Here is a 16,018-nt window from a genome sequence, read left to right as displayed (position 1 = left end):
GGCGGTGCGGGTCAGGGCCGGGGGAAAGCCGGAGAAAGCGCTTTCTCCCCGGTGCTCACTTAAGGTACGCCAGCCCGGGGTGGACGTCTGAGTAGCCCTCCACCAGCCTGCGGGCCACGTTCACCGAGTCGACCAGCGGGTGCAGCGCGAACGCCTTCACGGCCGTCATGCGGGAGCCGGACTCGGCGGCGGCCAGGACCTCGCGCTCGACCGCCTTCACCGCGCACACCAGGCCGGTGGCATGGTCGGGCAGCGGGGCCACGGCGACCGGGTGGGCGCCGTTGGCGTCGACCAGGCAGGGGACCTCGATGACGGCCTCGGCGTCGAGCGCCGACAGGGTGGAGCGGTTGCGGACGTTGAGGATGAGGGTGGTGCGCTCGTCGCGGGCGATGGCCCGCATCAGGGCGAGGGCGACCTTCTCGTAGCCGCCGGAGAGGTCGTCTGCGTCGCGTTCGCCGGCGCCGGCCGTCTCGCGGTTCTCGGCCATGTAGGTGGCCTCGCGCTCGGCGCGGGTGCGGTCCCAGGCGGTCAGGGCCGCCGCGTCCGGGCGCTTCATCTCGGCGTAGAAGCGGGCCTGCTGGTCGGCGAGGAAGGCGCCGCGGGTCTTCTCGGCCTGCTGGTAGGAGCGGACGGCCTCGCGGTTGAAGTAGTAGTAGTGCAGATACTCGTTGGGGATCGCGCCGAGGGACTGCAGCCAGTCGACGCCGAAGAGCTTGCCCTCCTCGAAGGAGCCGAGCAGGTCGGGGTCGGCGAGCAGCCGCGGCAGCTCGTCGCGGCCCGCCACGCGCAGGCCGCGCACCCAGCCGAGGTGGTTGAGGCCGACGTAGTCGATCCACGCCTCCTGCGGGTTCGCGCCGAGCACCCGGGCGATCCGGCGGCCGAGGCCGACCGGGGAGTCGCAGATGCCGATGACGCGGTTCCCGAGGTGGCGGGACATGGCCTCGGTGACCAGGCCCGCCGGGTTGGTGAAGTTGATGACCCAGGCGTCGGGGGCGAGGCGGGCGACGCGCCGGGCGATGTCGACGGCGACGGGCACGGTCCGCAGTCCGTAGGCGATGCCTCCCGCGCCGACCGTCTCCTGGCCCAGGACGCCCTCGGCCAGGGCCACCCGCTCGTCGTTCGCCCGGCCCTCCAGGCCGCCGACGCGGATGGCGGAGAAGATGAAGTCGGCGCCGCGCAGCGCCTCGTCGAGGTCGGTGGTGGCGGTCACCCTGGGCGCGTCGGGCACGGCGGCCGCCTGCTCGTCCAGCACCCGGGCGACCGCATACAGTCGACTGGCGTCCAGGTCGTGCAGAACGACCTCCGTGACCCGGCCCTCGCCGCGGTCCGTCAGCAGCGCCCCGTACACGAGCGGCACCCGGAACCCGCCGCCGCCCAGAATCGTCAGCTTCACGCTGCTCCTGCCTTTCCTGCCGTGATCACCTCGACGCCCGCCTCCTCCAGGGAGGCGCGCGTCTCGGCGTGCACCGGCGCGTTGGTCACCACCGCGTCCAGGTCCTCGGGACCGCAGACCTTCGCCATGCCCGTACCCGGGAACTTCGCCGTGTCGGCGAGCAGGACGACCTTGTCACTGGCCTTGATCATGGCCCGTTTGACGGGCACCTCGACGACCGTCGTGTCCATCACCTGCCCGCCCGGCCGCACTCCGCTGGTGCCGAGGAAGAGCCAGTCGGCGTGCAGCTGGCGCAGATTGTCCTCGGTGAGGAAGCCGACCAGGGAGCGGTACTCGCGGCGGACCATGCCGCCGAGCAGGACCAGCTCGATGCCCTCGTCGTCGGCGAGCTCCTCGTAGACCACCAGGTTGCTGGTGATCACGGTGAGCCGGCGGCCGTGCAGCTGCCGGGCCAGGCGGTAGGCGGTGGTGCCGATGTCCAGGAGGACCGACTGGCCGTCGGCGACCAGGCCCGCGGCGCGGGCCGCTATGGCGTCCTTCTCGGCCACGCGCACCTCGGCGACCTCCGCGAAGGGCTGGTCGCCCTCCTCGGCGACGGCGCCGCCGTGCACCCGGGTGAGCAGGCCGTCCTCCTCGAGTTTGACCAGGTCGCGCCTGATCGTGGCCGGGCTCACACCCAGCTGTTCGGAGAGATCGGTCACGGCGGCGGGACCACCGGAGCGCAGGGCGCGCAGGATGAGTTGATGTCGTCGTTCTGCCAGCACGACGTGAACACTACTCGTCATCTTCAATCAAATCTATGCTCACTTCTGCTGAGGTATTGACCAATGTCGTCGGGGGGCGCACGATTCCGGTCACCGAATTGAAGAGTTTTGACGAACTCTCCCGGTGCCGACGAAAGGATGCGCGCGTGGACGACGACCGGCCCGATGTACTGCTGACCGGGCTGCTCTTCTACGACCTCGTCCTGACCGGCCTCGACCGGCCGCCGACGCCGGGCGAGGAGATCTGGACGGCCGGCATGGGCTGCGGCCCGGGCGGCATCGCCAACCTCGCGGTGGCCGCCTCCCGCTTCGGCCTGCGCACCTCGCTCGCCACGGTCTTCGGCGACGACTTCTACGGCGTCCACTGCCACGAGGTCCTCGCCGGCCAGGAGGGCGTCGACCTCGCGCTCTCCCGTGTCGCGGACGGCTGGCACACCCCGGTCACCGTCGCCCTCGCGCACGGGCACGACCGGGCGCTCGTCACCCACGGCCAGGAGCCGCCGTACTCGCAGGACGTGCTGATGGGCGACCCGCCCGAGGCGCGCACCGCGCTGGTGCACCTGGAGGCCGAACCGCGCGCCTGGCTCGGCAAGGCGGCCGCGAACGGCACGCAGATCTACGCGGACGTCGGCTGGGACCCCACCGAGCAGTGGTCCCGCGACCTCCTGGACCAGCTAGCGCTGTGCCACGCCTTCCTGCCCAACGAGACCGAGGCGATGGCCTACACCCGCACCGACAGCGCGCTCGCCGCGCTCGGCACCCTCGCGGAACTGGTGCCGGTGGCCGTGGTCACCCGGGGCGGCGACGGCGCGCTCGCGGTCGACCAGGCGACCGGGGAGTTCGCGGAGGTCCCGGCCCTTGACATCGATGTCCTGGACGCGACGGGCGCCGGGGACGTGTTCGGCGCGAGCTTCGTCGCGGCCTCCCTGGGCGGCTGGCCGCTGGTGGAGCGGCTGCGCTTCGCCGTGCTGGCCGCCGGGCTCTCCGTACAGCACCACGGCGGCGCCCTCGCGGCCCCCGGGTGGTACGGCGTCGACCGCTGGTGGCGCTCGCTCACCGACCCCGAGCTGAAGCGGACGTACGGCTTCCTGGCCGATCGCATCCCGGCGGACGTCGGGCCGCCCGTGCGGTACGCCCCGGTCACCCCGCCCGCCCGGCAGGACTGACCGCCCCCGAAGACCCACCCCACGCATGCCCCTCGAATGGCACCTCGTCTGCGAAGACGCGAACAGACCCGAAAGGCGGTGGGAGCGTTGCGGCTCTCACGAAGAGGCCTGCTGCGCGCCGGACTGGCGGGCACGGCCGCCACGGCGCTCGGCGGCCTGGCGACCGGCTGCGCCGTTCCGACCGGTTCCACCGGCCGGAACATGGTCCTGTGGTACTGGAGCGGCGGCCTGAGCGACACCGTCGTGAAGAACGCCCAGGCCCGCTACGACAGCACGGTGAACCTCCAGGCGATCCAGATCGGCGGCTACTACCGGTCCAAGCTGATCACCACCATGGCCGGTCGCGCCCACCTCCCCGACATCGCCGGGCTCAAGGGCGAGGACATGGCGTCCTACCTGCCCAACGCCGACCAGTTCATCGACCTGCGCACGCTCGGCGCGGAGAAGTACAAGAGCCGGTACCTGTCCTGGAAGTGGGACCAGGGCATCGCCGACGACGGCACGATGATCGGCTTCCCGATCGACTGCGGGCCGGTCGGGCACTTCTACATGCCGGCCGTGTTCGAGAAGGCCGGACTGCCCTACGAGCCGGACGACGTCTCCAGCGGGCTGGACACCTGGGAGAAGTTCCTCGACGCCGGGGTCCAGCTGAAGAAGCGGCTCCCGGGCACCTACCTGCTCACCGACATCACCAGCGTCTTCTCCATGTCGGTCAACCAGGGCACCGAGAACTACGTCGACAAGGACCGCCACTTCATCGGCGACCAGGAGCACATCAAGACCGCCTGGGACCGGGCGGTGGACGCCAAGCGGCGCGGGATCGTCTCGAACCTCGTCAGCGGCACCCCGGACCAGCTGTCGGCCGTGGAGAGCGGCAAGCTGCCCAGTCAGCTCAACGCGTCCTGGGCCACCAGCGACATCAAGCTCGGCGTGCCGAAGACCAAGGGGAAGTGGCGGGTGGCGAGCTGTCCCGGCGGGCCGTCCAACATCGGCGGCTCGTTCCTGGCGATCACCAAGGCGTGCCGGGAGCCCGAGCGGGCCTTCGAGATCATCACCTGGGTGCTGGACGCGGCCAACCAGGCGCAGGGCTTCGTCGACGCGGGTCTCTTCCCGTCGACGCCCGCCTCGTACGGCATGAAGAAGCTCCAGGAGCCCGACCCGTTCTTCGGCGGGCAGGTGACGATGGACGTCTTCGGGCCGGCCGCGCAGAAGATCCCGGTCGCCTACAACAGCCCGTACGACATCGCGCTCGGGCAGCCCGTCAAGGACGAGATCAAGAACGTCGGCGTCCTCGGCAAGAATCCTGACCAGGCCTGGAAGGACGCCATGAGCAAGTGCCGGCGCATCGCCAAGCACCTGGGGGTGAGTTACTGATGGCCACCGCCCCCACGCTGGACAAGCCCCCCGCGCCCGTGGAGCGCGCGGTCGCCGCGCGGCCCCGTACGGGTGTGCGCCGGTACTGGCACCTCTACGCCGCGATCTCCCCCTTCTACCTTCTCTTCCTCTGCTTCGGTCTGGTCCCCGTCGGGTTCTCGCTCTACCTCTCCTTCCACCGCTGGGACGGCCTCGGCTCGATGGAGTGGGCGGGTCTCTCCCAGTACCAGTACCTGATCAGCGACAGCGACTTCTGGAACGCGATCGGCAACACGATCGTCATCTGGGCGCTGGCCACCTTCCCGATGATCTTCCTGTCGATGGTCACGGCCGTGATGCTCAACTCGGCGGTCCGCCTCAAGAGCGTCTACCGCTTCGCCTACTTCCTGCCGAACGTCACCTCCGTCGTCGCGATCGCCATCGTCTTCGGCTCGATCTTCTCCACCAACTTCGGCCTGGTGAACGCCGTGTTGCAGGGCGTCGGCCTGGACAACATCGCCTGGCTGAACACCCCGTGGGGCATCAAGATCGCCATCGCGACGCTGATGACCTGGCAGTGGACCGGCTACAACGCGATCATCTTCCTGGCCGGTCTGCAGACCATCCCCAGCGAGCTGTACGAGGCGGCGCGCATGGACGGCGCCAACCCCTTCCAGACCTTCTTCCGGATCACGCTGCCGATGATGCGCCCGGTGCTGCTGTTCGTGCTCGTCGTCTCGACGGTCACCGGTCTGCAGAGCTTCTCCGAGTCGCAGGTGCTGCTGCAGACCACCGCCAACGACTCGACGTTCGCGGGCGGTCCCGGGCACGCGGGCCAGACGATGGTCCTCTACTTCTTCCAGCAGACCTTCGACAACAACGACTTCGGCTACGGCGCCGCCGTGGCGTGGGGCATCTTCCTCGTCGTCGTCCTCTTCTCGATCATCAACTGGCGCCTGGTTCAGCGCCGGGGCGAAGACTAGGGAGGCCTGAACACCATGGCATCCATCAAGGGTTCACGGCGTCGGGGCATCGCCCTGCACGCGGTCCTGATCGCCGGACTGCTGCTCTCGGCCTTCCCGTTCTACTGGGCCGTGATCATGTCGACGCACACCTCGTCGGAGATCTTCTCCTATCCCCCGAAGCTGCTGCCGGGCACGCACTTCCTGGAGAACCTGCGCAGCCTCCTCGACACGATCGACTTCTTCGGGTCGATGGGGAACTCGCTGCTGGTCGCGGGGACGGTGACGTTCCTCGTCCTGTTCTTCGACTCGCTGGCGGCCTTCGTCTTCGCCAAGTTCGACTTCCCGGGCAAGCGGCTGATGTTCGTGCTGCTCATGTTCATCTTCATGGTCCCGGCGCAGCTGGCGGCCATCCCGCAGTTCGTGATCATGGCGAAGCTCGGCTGGATCGGCTCGATGACCGCGCTGATCGTGCCGGCGGCGGCCAACGCGTTCGGCATCTTCTGGATGCGCCAGTACATGCAGGGCGCCATCCACGACGAACTCCTGGACGCCTCGCGCATCGACGGCGCGAGCTTCCTGCGCCAGTACTGGCACGTGGCCCTCCCGGTCGTCCGGCCGGGCCTGGCCTTCCTGGGCATCTTCACCTTCATGGGCCAGTGGAACGACTACGCCTGGCCCCTGATCGCCCTCACCAACCCGGACAACGTCACCCTCCAGGTAGCGTTGTCGCAGCTCAACGGAACTCACGGAACGACGGATTACGGAATGGTCATGACCGGCGCCCTGCTCGCGCTCGTCCCTCTGCTGATCGTGTTCGCGCTCGGCGCCCGCCAGATCATCGGCGATCTCGCCAAGGGAGCCATCAAGTGACGGACCCCCTGCTCGCCCTCCGCCCCTGGGAGTCGCCGGAGGTGACCTCCTGGGGGCGGCTGCCCATGAACGCCGTCGACCGGCGCGCCGGAGCACACTCCCTGGACGGCGACTGGCGCTTCCAGCTGCTGTCCGCTCCGCACGCGCCGGTCGGCGGTGCCTGGTCGACGGCGGCCGTGCCCGGCGTCTGGACCATGCAGGGCACGGACGACCTTCCGCAGTATCTGAACATCCGCATGCCGTTCGCGGACGTCCCGCCGCTGTCGCCCGCCGACAATCCGACGGGGGTCTACGAGCGTGAGGTGGACGTCCCCGCCGAGTGGACCGGCCGCCGGATCGTGCTCCAGGTCGGGGCCGCCGAGAGCGTCCTGCTGGTGCACGTGGACGGGCGGCCCGTGGGCCTGTCCAAGGACTCCCATCTGGCCGCCGAGTTCGACCTGACGGAGGTCGTGCGCCCCGGCGAGCGGTCCGTCCTGCGGCTCACGGTCGTCAAGTGGTCGGACGCCTCGCACATCGAGGACCAGGACCACTGGTGGCACGGCGGGCTCACCCGCTCGGTGCTGCTCTACGCCACGGACCCGCTGCGCCTGGCCGACGTGACCGTGCGGGCGCGGCAGGACGGGGAACTGCGGGTCGACTGCCTGGTCCGGGACACGGGCGGGGCGCTGCCCGAGGGGTGGTACGTCAGCGGAGAGCTGGAGGGCCTTGGGCCGGTCGGTCTCGAGCTGACGCAGGACGCGGCCTTCGACCTGGCCAACGCCGAGGACGAGCGGGTCTCCGCCTTCCTCGGCGAGGCCCGTATGCAGGCTCGCGTGCCCGAGGTGCGCACCTGGACGGCCGAGACGCCCGAGCTGTACGACCTCACCGTCCGCCTGCACCGCGCCGACGGCCGCGTCGCCGACGTCTCCCGCCACCGCATCGGCTTCCGGGACGTGGAGATCGTCGGCCGGGACCTCCTGGTCAACGGCGAGCGGATCTTCATCCGGGGCGTGAACCGGCACGACTTCCATCCGCTGACCGGGCGGACGGTGTCGTACGACGACATGCGCGCCGATCTGGTGCTGCTGAAGCGGTTCGGCTTCAACGCGATCCGCACCGCGCACTACCCCAACGACCCGACGCTGTACGACCTCGCCGACGAGCTGGGCTTCTACGTCGTCGACGAGGCGGACATCGAGTCCCACGACCACGCCCATGAGATCGCCGACGACCCGCGCTATCTCAACGCCTTCGTGGACCGGGTCTCGCGGATGGTGCTGCGGGACAAGAACCACCCCTCGGTGATCATCTGGTCGCTGGGCAACGAGTCCGACTACGGCGCGAACCACGACGCGGCGGCCGGCTGGGTGCGCCGGCACGACCCGACCCGGCCGGTGCAGTACGAGGGGGCCGCCAAGCTCGGCTGGGCGGATCCGAAGCTGGCCTCCGACATCGCCTGCCCTATGTACGCGCCCCTGGAGGACTGCGTGGCGCACGCGCTGTCCGGGGAGCAGACCAAGCCGCTCATCCAGTGCGAGTACTCCCACGCGATGGGCAACAGCAACGGCACGCTGGCCGACCACTGGGCCGCCATCGAGGCCACCCCGGGTCTTCAGGGCGGGTTCATCTGGGAGTTCTGGGACCACGGCATCCTTCAGACCGTGAACGACGGAAGACCGGTCGGGCGTGGGGGCGCCGGACTCTACGACAACGGTGTCACCGCGCCCGGGTACCGCTGGGCGTACGGCGGCGACTTCGGCGAGAAGGACCACGACGGCGCGTTCATCGCGGACGGCGTCGTCTTCCCCGACCGCACCCCGAAGCCCGTGATGTTCGAGCACCGGGAGATCTCCGCGCCGGTCAGGCTGGAAGGCTTCCGGCACGAGGGTCTGGTCGTCTCCAACCACCAGCACTTCCGGGGGCTGGAGTGGCTCGCGGGCCGGTGGGAGCTGTCGCTGGCCGACGGCCGCACACTGACCGCGCCCGCCGAACTCCCCGCGCTGCTGCCGGGCGAGACGGCCGTGGTCCCGCTGCCCCTCGAACTGCCGGCGGACGGCGGCGAGGCGTGGCTGACACTGCGGGTGACCACGGCCGAGGAACTCCCTTGGGCCCCGCAGGGCACCGACGTGTGCGCGCCGCAGGTTCGGTTGCGGGCGGCCGAGCCCGTGACCGAGCAGACGGTGGCGAGCCGGGTGGAGGTGGACGCGGAGGGCCTGCTCGTGCACCCGCTGCTGACCGCCGCGCCCACGCTGTCGCTGTGGCGGGCGCCCACCGACAACGACGAGCTGGGCGGCATGGCGCTGCGCTGGCGGACCTGGGGGCTCGACTCGCTGGTGCGCAAGCTGGTCTCCGTGCACCGGGACGGCGTGTCGGTGACCGTCGACGCGGAGTACGCCGGCGCCACCGGGGTCGTGCGGCACCGGCAGGTGTTCACGCCGGTCGACGGCGGGCTGCGGGTCGAGGAACGGGCCGAGCTGCCCGAGGAGTTCGACGACGTGGCACGGGTCGGGTCGGTCTTCGAGACGGTCGCCGGGCTCGACCTGCTGGAGTGGTTCGGGCAGGGCCCCTGGGAGTCCTACCCCGACCGCAGCGGGGGCGCGCCGGTGGGCCATCACTCGCTCCCCGTCGACGCGTTGTTCACCCCCTATCTGCGTCCGCAGGAGAGCGGCGGCCGGCACGGCGTGCGACGCTTCACGCTCTCCGCGCCGGACGCCACCGGCCTCGCGGTCACGCTGGACGAGCCGCGCCAGGTCTCCGTCACCCGCTTCACCGCCGAGGACCTGACCGCCGCCGCCCATCACGACGAACTGACCCCGCGCGCCGGGTGCGTGGTGCACCTCGACGCGGCGCACCGCGGGCTCGGCACGGCGTCGTGCGGCCCCGACACCTTCCCCTCCTATCTCGTCGCACCGGGCGTCCACCACTGGAGCTGGACCCTGCGCGTCCTGTAAGCACCGCCGAACTCCCTTTCCCCGTCACGGATTTCCCCACGGAGCACATGTGTGTACTTCGCATGCCCAGGAACAGGATCAGGAACAGGGTGAGGCCGCGCAGGCCGGCGCCGGACGGCGTGGTTTCCTTCGGGCGACCGCGCTGCTCGGCGCCGCCGGCGCGACCGGCGCGGCCGGCCTCGCACTGCCGACCGCCGCCGAGGCGACGCCGTCGCGGTGGCGTCCCGACCCCGACAGCCGCCGCTTCACGCTCGCCGTGATGCCCGACACGCAGTACCTCTTCGACGGGCCGAGCATCGACAAGGCCCCGGTCGAGGCGTCCCTGCGGTACCTCCTGGAGCACGGCGAGGAGGAGAACATCGTCTTCCTGTCCCACCTCGGGGACCTCACCCAGAACGGCACGAAGGACGAAGTCGCCGCGATCGGCGAGGCGTTCGGGCTCCTCGACCGGCGCGGGGTCGGCTACAGCGTGCTGGCCGGCAACCACGACGTGAAGTCGTCCACGACCGACCAGCGGGGCGCGAGCCCGTACCTGGACGTCTTCGGTCCGCAGCGCTTCCAGGGAAAGTCCGCCTTCGGCGGGGCCTCCGCGGACGGCTACAACACCTTCCACCTGTTCAAGGCGGCCGGCCGTGAGTGGCTGGTGCTGGCGCTGGACTGGCGGCTGTCGGACCAGGGGTACGCCTGGGCCGCGGACGTCCTGGCCCGGCACCCGAGGACGCCCGTCATCCTCACCACGCACGAGCTGGTCGTCGAGGACGACTCCCTGTCGGCGTACGGGCAGCAGCTGTGGGACCGGCTGATCGCGGACCACGACCAGATCTTCCTCACTCTCAACGGGCACTACTGGCCCGCCGGTCGGGCAACGCGCAAGAACACGGCGGGACATGACGTCCATCTACATCTGACGAACTATCAGAACCGTTACTTCGGCGGCGCGGCGATGATTCGCCTGTACCGCTTCGACCTGGACCGGGACGTCGTCGACGTCGAGACGGTCTCCCCCTGGATCCTGGGCCGGGCCGCGAAGGGCCTGAACGACCTGGAGCGGCAGGAGATCGAACTCAGCGGGGACGCCGACCGGTTCTCCGTCGACATCGACTTCGCCGAGCGCTTCGCCGGTTTCGCCCCGCAGCCCGCGCGTCCCGCACGGCCGGTCTCGAAGGTCGTCGTCCCCGGCACGGTGGCGTACTGGCGCTTCGACGGACACGCCGACGGTACGGCCGTGTCCGGCACCGTCCGCGACCTGTCCGGACGCGGCAACGACCTCACCGTCGTCTCCGTCGGGGGCGGCTCGCTGGACTGGTCCGCGGACCACCACCCCGACCAGCCCGGGCACGGCAGCCTGGAGTTCCAGGGCTTCAAGTCCCCGCTGAAGGGGGCGTATCTGCGCACGGTCGACGGCGCTCCCCTCAACTCGGCCACCTTCAAGGCCGGTTACACCATCGAGGCGTTCTACCGCCTGCCCGCCGACTGGGACCCGGCGCACCACGCCTGGTCGGGGCTGGTCGGCAGTTCGGGAACGGGCGGGGCCGCGGGCAAGACCGGCGACGACCCCGACGAGCCGCTCGCCACGCTCTCCCTCTCCAACGACCGGGAGCCGCAGTGGGCGATGCGCCCGCTCAACCAGGAGGGCATCGCCACCAACTGGGGTCAGGAGACCCCGCTGGAGACCTGGTGGCACCTCGCCGTCGTCAACGACGGCCGCCACACCACCCTGTACGTGGAGGGCTGCCCGGTCGTGCGCAACCCGAAGGCCGCGGCCGTCGGCATCGCCTCGGCCGGACTGCCGTGGCTGCTCGGCGGCTACACGTACGCCGGAAAGATCGACCAGATCCTGCACGGCCGCCTCGGCGATGTCCGCATCGTCGAACGGGCGCTGCCCGTGTCCTCCTTCATGAACCACTGAGAACCAGCGAGAGTTCTGAGAGACCTCCATGACCGAGCAGCAGCTGCCCGCCTGGGCGGACCCCGACGTCTCCCCCGCCACCCTCGACGCCCAGGGCGTGTCACGACGCCGACTCCTGCGCGGCGCCGGGCTGTTCGGCGCCGCGTTCGCCCTCGGATCCACGGCCGCCCCCGCCGTCGCCGCCCCCGCCGCCGAGAAGGGCAGGGGCTACGGCGGCGAGGACCCCCGGCTCGCCTACCTCGTCGGCGACCACCACATCCACTCCGTGTACAGCCACGACGCGAAGTACACGTTCTCCCAACTCGCCGCCGCGGGCGCGAAGTACGGCCTGGACTGGATGGTGTTCAACGAGCACTCCAACTTCGGGCACGCCGACTTCGGGGCGCAGCTGGAGCACCAGGAGATCCTCAGGGCCCGGGCCGCCAACCCCCGTCAGCTGATCTTCCAGGGCCTGGAGTGGTACATCCCGGCCGCCGAGCACTGCACGGTGTTCGCCGCGCCCGGCCCGCACGAGGTCGACCTGCTCACCCGGTTCGAGCGCGCCTACGACGGCAAGCTGCTCGGCTACACGGAGGGCTCCGCCGGCGCCGCCGACACCGCCCGCAACGAGGCGCACGCCGTCAAGGCCGTGAAGTGGCTGGCCGAGCAGCGCCGCACCGGGTACGTCGACGACGTCCTCGTCCTCGCCAACCACCCGATGCGCCTGGGCATCGACTCCCCGCACGAGATCCGCAACTGGCGGGACGCGGCCCCCGAGATCATGATCGGCATGGAGGGCGCGCCGGGCGCCCAGGGCGCGGCCCTCCCCGGCTGGCGCGGGGCGACCTCCATCCGCGGCGAGTACGAGAACAAGCCGTCCGCGCAGTCGTGGTCCGGCTATCCGACGGACGCGTACCTCACGTACGGCGGCTTCGACTGGGCGACCGCCACGGTCGGCGGTCTGTGGGACGCGATGCTCGCCGAGGGCAGGCTGTTCTCGATCACCACCAACTCCGACGCGCACCGCATCGTCTTCGACACCTGGAAGAACGGCGACTGGCCCGCCGGACAGAACTTCGACACCACCGGCAGGCTGCCGGACCCGGTGAACACCGACACCCCGCAGCCGGGCAGCGACTTCTGGCCGGGCCAGTTCAGCCGCACCCACGTGGGCGTGACCCGCTACGGCTACCGCGCGGTGATGACGGGCCTGCGCGAGGGCCGCGTCTGGGTCGACCACGGGCACCTCCTCGACGGGCTGGAGGTCCGGCTGCGGCGGGAGCACAGCGACGGGCGGGGCGTCACGCTCGGCGGCCGGCTGCGGGTGCGCAAGGGCGAGAAGCTCACCCTGAACATCACCGTCACGACCGCCTCCCGCCCCAACACCCAGGGGATCCTCCCCGAGTTGGCGCACGTGGACGTCGTCCGGGGCGCGGTGCGCGGCGCGGTCTCCGACCGGGACGCCTGGCAGGCGCCGGACACCAAGGTCGTCCGGACGACGGACGTGAGCGGCCGCAAGGGGACGTACACCCTGCGCGTCCCGATCACGGTCGGCAGCGAGTCCTTCTACGTCCGTCTGCGCGGCAGCGACGGCAAGCGCCACGGAACCGGTTACCTGGGCGCGTCCGTCGACCCGCACGGCCCGATCCCCCACACGCCGGGGGACGGGGACCCGTGGGCGGACACCTGGTTCTACTCGAACCCGATCTTCGTCGACGTCGTCGACTGAGGGGTTTTCAGGCCCTTCGGGGCGCGAGGCCGGGTCACTGGTAGAACCGCGACAGGCTCTGCAGCACCGCCGCCGGCTTCGCGCCCCCTTCGATCTCGATCGCACCGTCGACGGTGATCTGCACCCCGCCCGCCACGTCCTCGACCTCGGTCAGCTTGGCGACCAGCCGGATGCGGGAACCGACCTTCACCGGCGAGGGGAACCGCACCTTGTTCAGCCCGTAGTTGACCTTCGTCGTGACGCCCTGGACGTCCAGCAGCTCGGTGAACAGCGGGATGAAGAGGGAGAGTGTCAGGTAACCGTGGGCGATGGGCGCGCCGAAGGGACCGGCGGCGGCCCGCTCGGGGTCGACGTGGATCCACTGGTGGTCCCCCGTCGCGTCGGCGAACGTGTCGATGCGCTCCTGGGTGACCTCGATCCACTCGCTGACGCCCAGGTCGCTGCCCGAGAGCTTCTTGAGTTCGTCGAGTCCGTTCACGGTGATGCTCATGAGTAGCCTGTTCCTTAAGGGAGTCAGAGAGTCGGGGAGTCGGGGAGTCGGGGAGCTGGAAAGTCAGGGAGTCACTGGGCGCCGAAGCGCTTGCGCACCCGGGACTTGAGGAGCTTTCCTGAGGCGGTGCGCGGCAGGGCGTCCGCGACCACCACCGACTTGGGGATCTTGTACTTGGCGAGCCGGCCGGCGAGGGACGCCAGCACCTCGTCGGGATCCAGCGACGCGCCCTCGCGGGGCACGACCACCGCGCGCGGCACCTCGCCCCACTTGTCGTCGGCGACGCCGATGACCGCGCACTCGACGATGTCGGGATGGGCGAGGAGCAGGTCCTCGATCTCGGCCGGGTAGATGTTCTCCCCACCCGAGATGATCATGTCCTTGATGCGGTCGACGATGTACACGTACCCGTCCTCGTCGACCCGGGCTGCGTCCCCGCTGCGGAACCAGCCGTCGGCGAAGGAGGCGGCCGTCTCCTCGGGCAGCCCCCAGTAGCCGGGCATGACGTGCGGTCCGCGCACGACCACCTCGCCGGTCTCGCCGACCTCGACCGGCGCGAGGTCGGGGCGCAGGACCCGTACGTCGCTGAAGAAGTGCGGGACGCCGGCCGAGCCCGCCTTGGCGATCGCGTGCTCGGCGTCCAGGAACAGCGTGCCGGGGGCGGCCTCGGTCATGCCGTAGCCCTGGAGGAAGGTGAGCCCGCGTTCCTGGTAGGCGGCGATGAGCGGGGTGGGGACCGGGGAGCCGCCGCAGGTCAGGATGCGCAGGGAGGACAGGTCGGCGTCGGCCCAGCGCGGATGCCGGGCCACCTGGTCGAACATCGTCGGCACCCCGAACATGAAGGTGATCCGGTGCCGTTCGATCAGGTCGAAGGTGGCCGCGGGGTCGAAGGCCTCGACCAGGACGCAGGCGCCGCCCTTCAGGAGCACCGGGAGCGTCAGCATGTTCAGGCCGGCCGTGTGGAACAGCGGCGCGGAGACCAGGGCGCGTTCGTCGGCGATCAGGTCGGTGTCGACGAGGACGTTGAGCGCGTTCCAGGTGAGGTTGCCATGGGTGAGCATGGCCCCCTTGGGGCGTCCGGTCGTGCCCGAGGTATACATGATGATGCAGGTGTCGTCGGCGGCGACCGGCTCGTCGATCGGCTCCGGGGAGGCGGACGCCAGCGCCTGCTCGTACTCGGCGCCGACCTCGACGTACGTACGGATGTCGGTGCTGCCCGGGAGGCCGGCGACCAGGCCGGTGTGCGCGGGGCCGTAGACGAGGGCCTTGGCGCCGGAGTCGGCGAGCTGGTAGGCGATCTCGGGGCCGGCGAGGCGGGTGTTGAGCGGGACGAACACCGCGCCGAGGGTGCCCGCGGCGAACAGGGTCTCCAGGTAGGAGGGGTGGTTCGGGCCGAGGTAGGCGATGCGGTCACCGCGGCGCACGCCCCGGGCGCGCAGGGCGTGGGCCAGCCGGGTGACGCGTGCATACAGTGTGCGATAGTCCGTGGACTGTTCGTCGTGGACCAGGGCGGTGCGGTGCGGGGTCTTGCGGGCCCGGCGTGCGGGCCATGACCCCAGTCCCTCGTTGCGCATCTTCTCGCCCCTTACGGTGTGGTCAGCCCGAGCAGACGAGCGGCGTTCTCCTTGAGGATCTTCGGCTTCACCTCGTCCTTGATCGTCAGCTTGTCGAAGTCGGCGAGCCAGCGGTCGGGGGTGAGGACGGGGAAGTCGGAGCCGAAGAGGACCTTGTCCTTCAGCAGGGTGTTGGCGTACTGCACGAGCTGCGGCGGGAAGTACTTCGGCGACCAGCCGGACAGATCGATGTGCACGCCCGGCTTGTGGGTGGCGACGGCCAGGGCCTCGTCCTGCCAGGGGAAGGACGGATGCGCCAGGATGATCTTGAGGTGGGGGAAGTCGGCGGCGACGTCGTCCACGTGCAGCGGGTTGGAGTACTTCAGCCGGATCCCGCCCCCGCCCGGCACGCCCGCGCCGATGCCGGTCTGGCCGGTGTGGAACAGGGCGATGGTCCCGGTCTCCTCGATCACCTCGTAGAGGGCGTATGCGACCGAGCGGTCGTTGGGGAAGAAGCCCTGGATGCTGGGGTGGAACTTGAAGCCCTTCACCCCGTACTCCTCCACCAGGCGGCGGGCCTGCTTCACGCCCGCCTTCCCCCGGAAGGGGTCGATGGAGGCGAACGGGATGAGGACGTCGGCGTTGGCGGCGGCGGCCTCGGCGACCTCCTCGTTGGGGACGGGGGCCGTGCCGGTCGCGGACTCGGCGTCCACCGTGAAGATCACCGCGGCCATCTTCCGCTCGCGGTAGTACGCGGCCGTCTCCTGAAGGGTCGGCTTCCGCTTGCCCTCGACCTTGAAGTAGGCGGAGGACGCGTCGTGCAGGTCGTCGTCGAGCGAGGAGTGGCCCTTGGAGGACACCTCCGCGTGCGTGTGGACGTCGATCGCGACGAGTTCCTCGACATTGAGGGTCGCCAT

At 70.5% G+C, this 16,018-nt stretch carries 12 protein-coding genes; 7 read left to right on the top strand and 5 right to left on the bottom strand.

What is annotated here, in order from left to right; genetic code table 11:
* Positions 1 to 55: 55 nt before the first annotated feature.
* Both OG562_RS36270 and OG562_RS36265 read right to left on the bottom strand, forming a co-directional pair.
* Positions 56 to 1,393: a 6-phospho-beta-glucosidase gene (locus tag OG562_RS36270; RefSeq protein ID WP_266405659.1), complete on the bottom strand. Its 1,338-nt coding sequence runs from the start codon at positions 1,391 to 1,393 to the stop codon at positions 56 to 58.
* The gene (locus OG562_RS36265) at positions 1,390 to 2,157 is read right to left on the bottom strand and encodes a DeoR/GlpR family DNA-binding transcription regulator (protein ID WP_266409708.1); all 768 of its coding nucleotides are present in this window, start codon (positions 2,155 to 2,157) and stop codon (positions 1,390 to 1,392) included. Before OG562_RS36265 ends, OG562_RS36270 begins: the two co-directional genes overlap by 4 nt.
* A 146-nt stretch (positions 2,158 to 2,303) precedes the next feature.
* On the opposite strand from OG562_RS36265, the gene OG562_RS36260 reads away from it, so the two are divergent.
* The 7 genes from OG562_RS36260 to OG562_RS36230 all read left to right on the top strand — a co-directional run bounded on the left by OG562_RS36260 (position 2,304) and on the right by OG562_RS36230 (position 13,058).
* Entirely contained in the window at positions 2,304 to 3,323 is a 1,020-nt protein-coding gene (locus OG562_RS36260; RefSeq protein WP_266405657.1) for a carbohydrate kinase family protein, read from the top strand.
* An 87-nt stretch (positions 3,324 to 3,410) separates the two neighbouring features.
* Positions 3,411 to 4,697: an extracellular solute-binding protein gene (locus OG562_RS36255; protein ID WP_266405655.1), complete on the top strand. Its 1,287-nt coding sequence runs from the start codon at positions 3,411 to 3,413 to the stop codon at positions 4,695 to 4,697.
* A complete protein-coding gene (locus tag OG562_RS36250; protein WP_266405654.1) occupies positions 4,697 to 5,659 on the top strand; it encodes a carbohydrate ABC transporter permease in 963 nt (320 codons plus the stop codon). The genes OG562_RS36255 and OG562_RS36250 overlap by 1 nt, the downstream gene beginning before the upstream one ends.
* A gap of 15 nt (positions 5,660 to 5,674) precedes the next feature.
* A complete protein-coding gene (locus OG562_RS36245) occupies positions 5,675 to 6,511 on the top strand; it encodes a carbohydrate ABC transporter permease (protein ID WP_266405652.1) in 837 nt (278 codons plus the stop codon).
* The gene (locus OG562_RS36240) at positions 6,508 to 9,441 is read left to right on the top strand and encodes a glycoside hydrolase family 2 TIM barrel-domain containing protein (RefSeq protein ID WP_266405650.1); all 2,934 of its coding nucleotides are present in this window, start codon (positions 6,508 to 6,510) and stop codon (positions 9,439 to 9,441) included. The genes OG562_RS36245 and OG562_RS36240 overlap by 4 nt, the downstream gene beginning before the upstream one ends.
* A gap of 49 nt (positions 9,442 to 9,490) precedes the next feature.
* The gene (locus OG562_RS36235; protein WP_266405648.1) at positions 9,491 to 11,350 is read left to right on the top strand and encodes a LamG-like jellyroll fold domain-containing protein; all 1,860 of its coding nucleotides are present in this window, start codon (positions 9,491 to 9,493) and stop codon (positions 11,348 to 11,350) included.
* A 28-nt stretch (positions 11,351 to 11,378) separates the two neighbouring features.
* Positions 11,379 to 13,058: a histidinol-phosphatase gene (locus OG562_RS36230; protein WP_266405646.1), complete on the top strand. Its 1,680-nt coding sequence runs from the start codon at positions 11,379 to 11,381 to the stop codon at positions 13,056 to 13,058.
* 34 nt (positions 13,059 to 13,092) lie between these two features.
* Here the strand turns inward: OG562_RS36230 and OG562_RS36225 are convergent, their stop codons facing one another.
* From OG562_RS36225 to OG562_RS36215, 3 genes are all read right to left on the bottom strand, one after another.
* Positions 13,093 to 13,548, bottom strand: coding sequence for a MaoC family dehydratase (locus tag OG562_RS36225; RefSeq protein WP_266405644.1), 456 nt, complete (start codon positions 13,546 to 13,548; stop codon positions 13,093 to 13,095).
* Positions 13,549 to 13,619: 71 nt separating this feature from the next.
* Positions 13,620 to 15,122, bottom strand: coding sequence for a long-chain fatty acid--CoA ligase (locus OG562_RS36220; RefSeq protein WP_266405642.1), 1,503 nt, complete (start codon positions 15,120 to 15,122; stop codon positions 13,620 to 13,622).
* 11 nt (positions 15,123 to 15,133) lie between these two features.
* Positions 15,134 to 16,018, bottom strand: coding sequence for an amidohydrolase family protein (locus OG562_RS36215; protein WP_266405640.1), 885 nt, complete (start codon positions 16,016 to 16,018; stop codon positions 15,134 to 15,136).

Source organism: Streptomyces sp. NBC_01275, assembly GCF_026340655.1.
Taxonomy (GTDB): Bacteria; Actinomycetota; Actinomycetes; order Streptomycetales; family Streptomycetaceae; genus Streptomyces.
Note: the sequence above shows the minus strand (reverse complement) of the source record. Positions and strands in the feature narration are given on the sequence as shown.

Bases quoted from the DNA above. Each gene is read 5' to 3' on its own strand.
- OG562_RS36250 (WP_266405654.1), top strand. From the start codon at position 4,697: ATGGCCACCGCCCCCACGCTGGACAAGCCCCCCGCGCCCGTGGAGCGC.
- OG562_RS36245 (WP_266405652.1), top strand. From the start codon at position 5,675: ATGGCATCCATCAAGGGTTCACGGCGTCGGGGCATCGCCCTGCACGCG.
- OG562_RS36230 (WP_266405646.1), top strand. From the start codon at position 11,379: ATGACCGAGCAGCAGCTGCCCGCCTGGGCGGACCCCGACGTCTCCCCC.
- OG562_RS36225 (WP_266405644.1), bottom strand. From the start codon at position 13,548: ATGAGCATCACCGTGAACGGACTCGACGAACTCAAGAAGCTCTCGGGC.
- OG562_RS36220 (WP_266405642.1), bottom strand. From the start codon at position 15,122: ATGCGCAACGAGGGACTGGGGTCATGGCCCGCACGCCGGGCCCGCAAG.
- OG562_RS36215 (WP_266405640.1), bottom strand. From the start codon at position 16,018: ATGGCGACCCTCAATGTCGAGGAACTCGTCGCGATCGACGTCCACACG.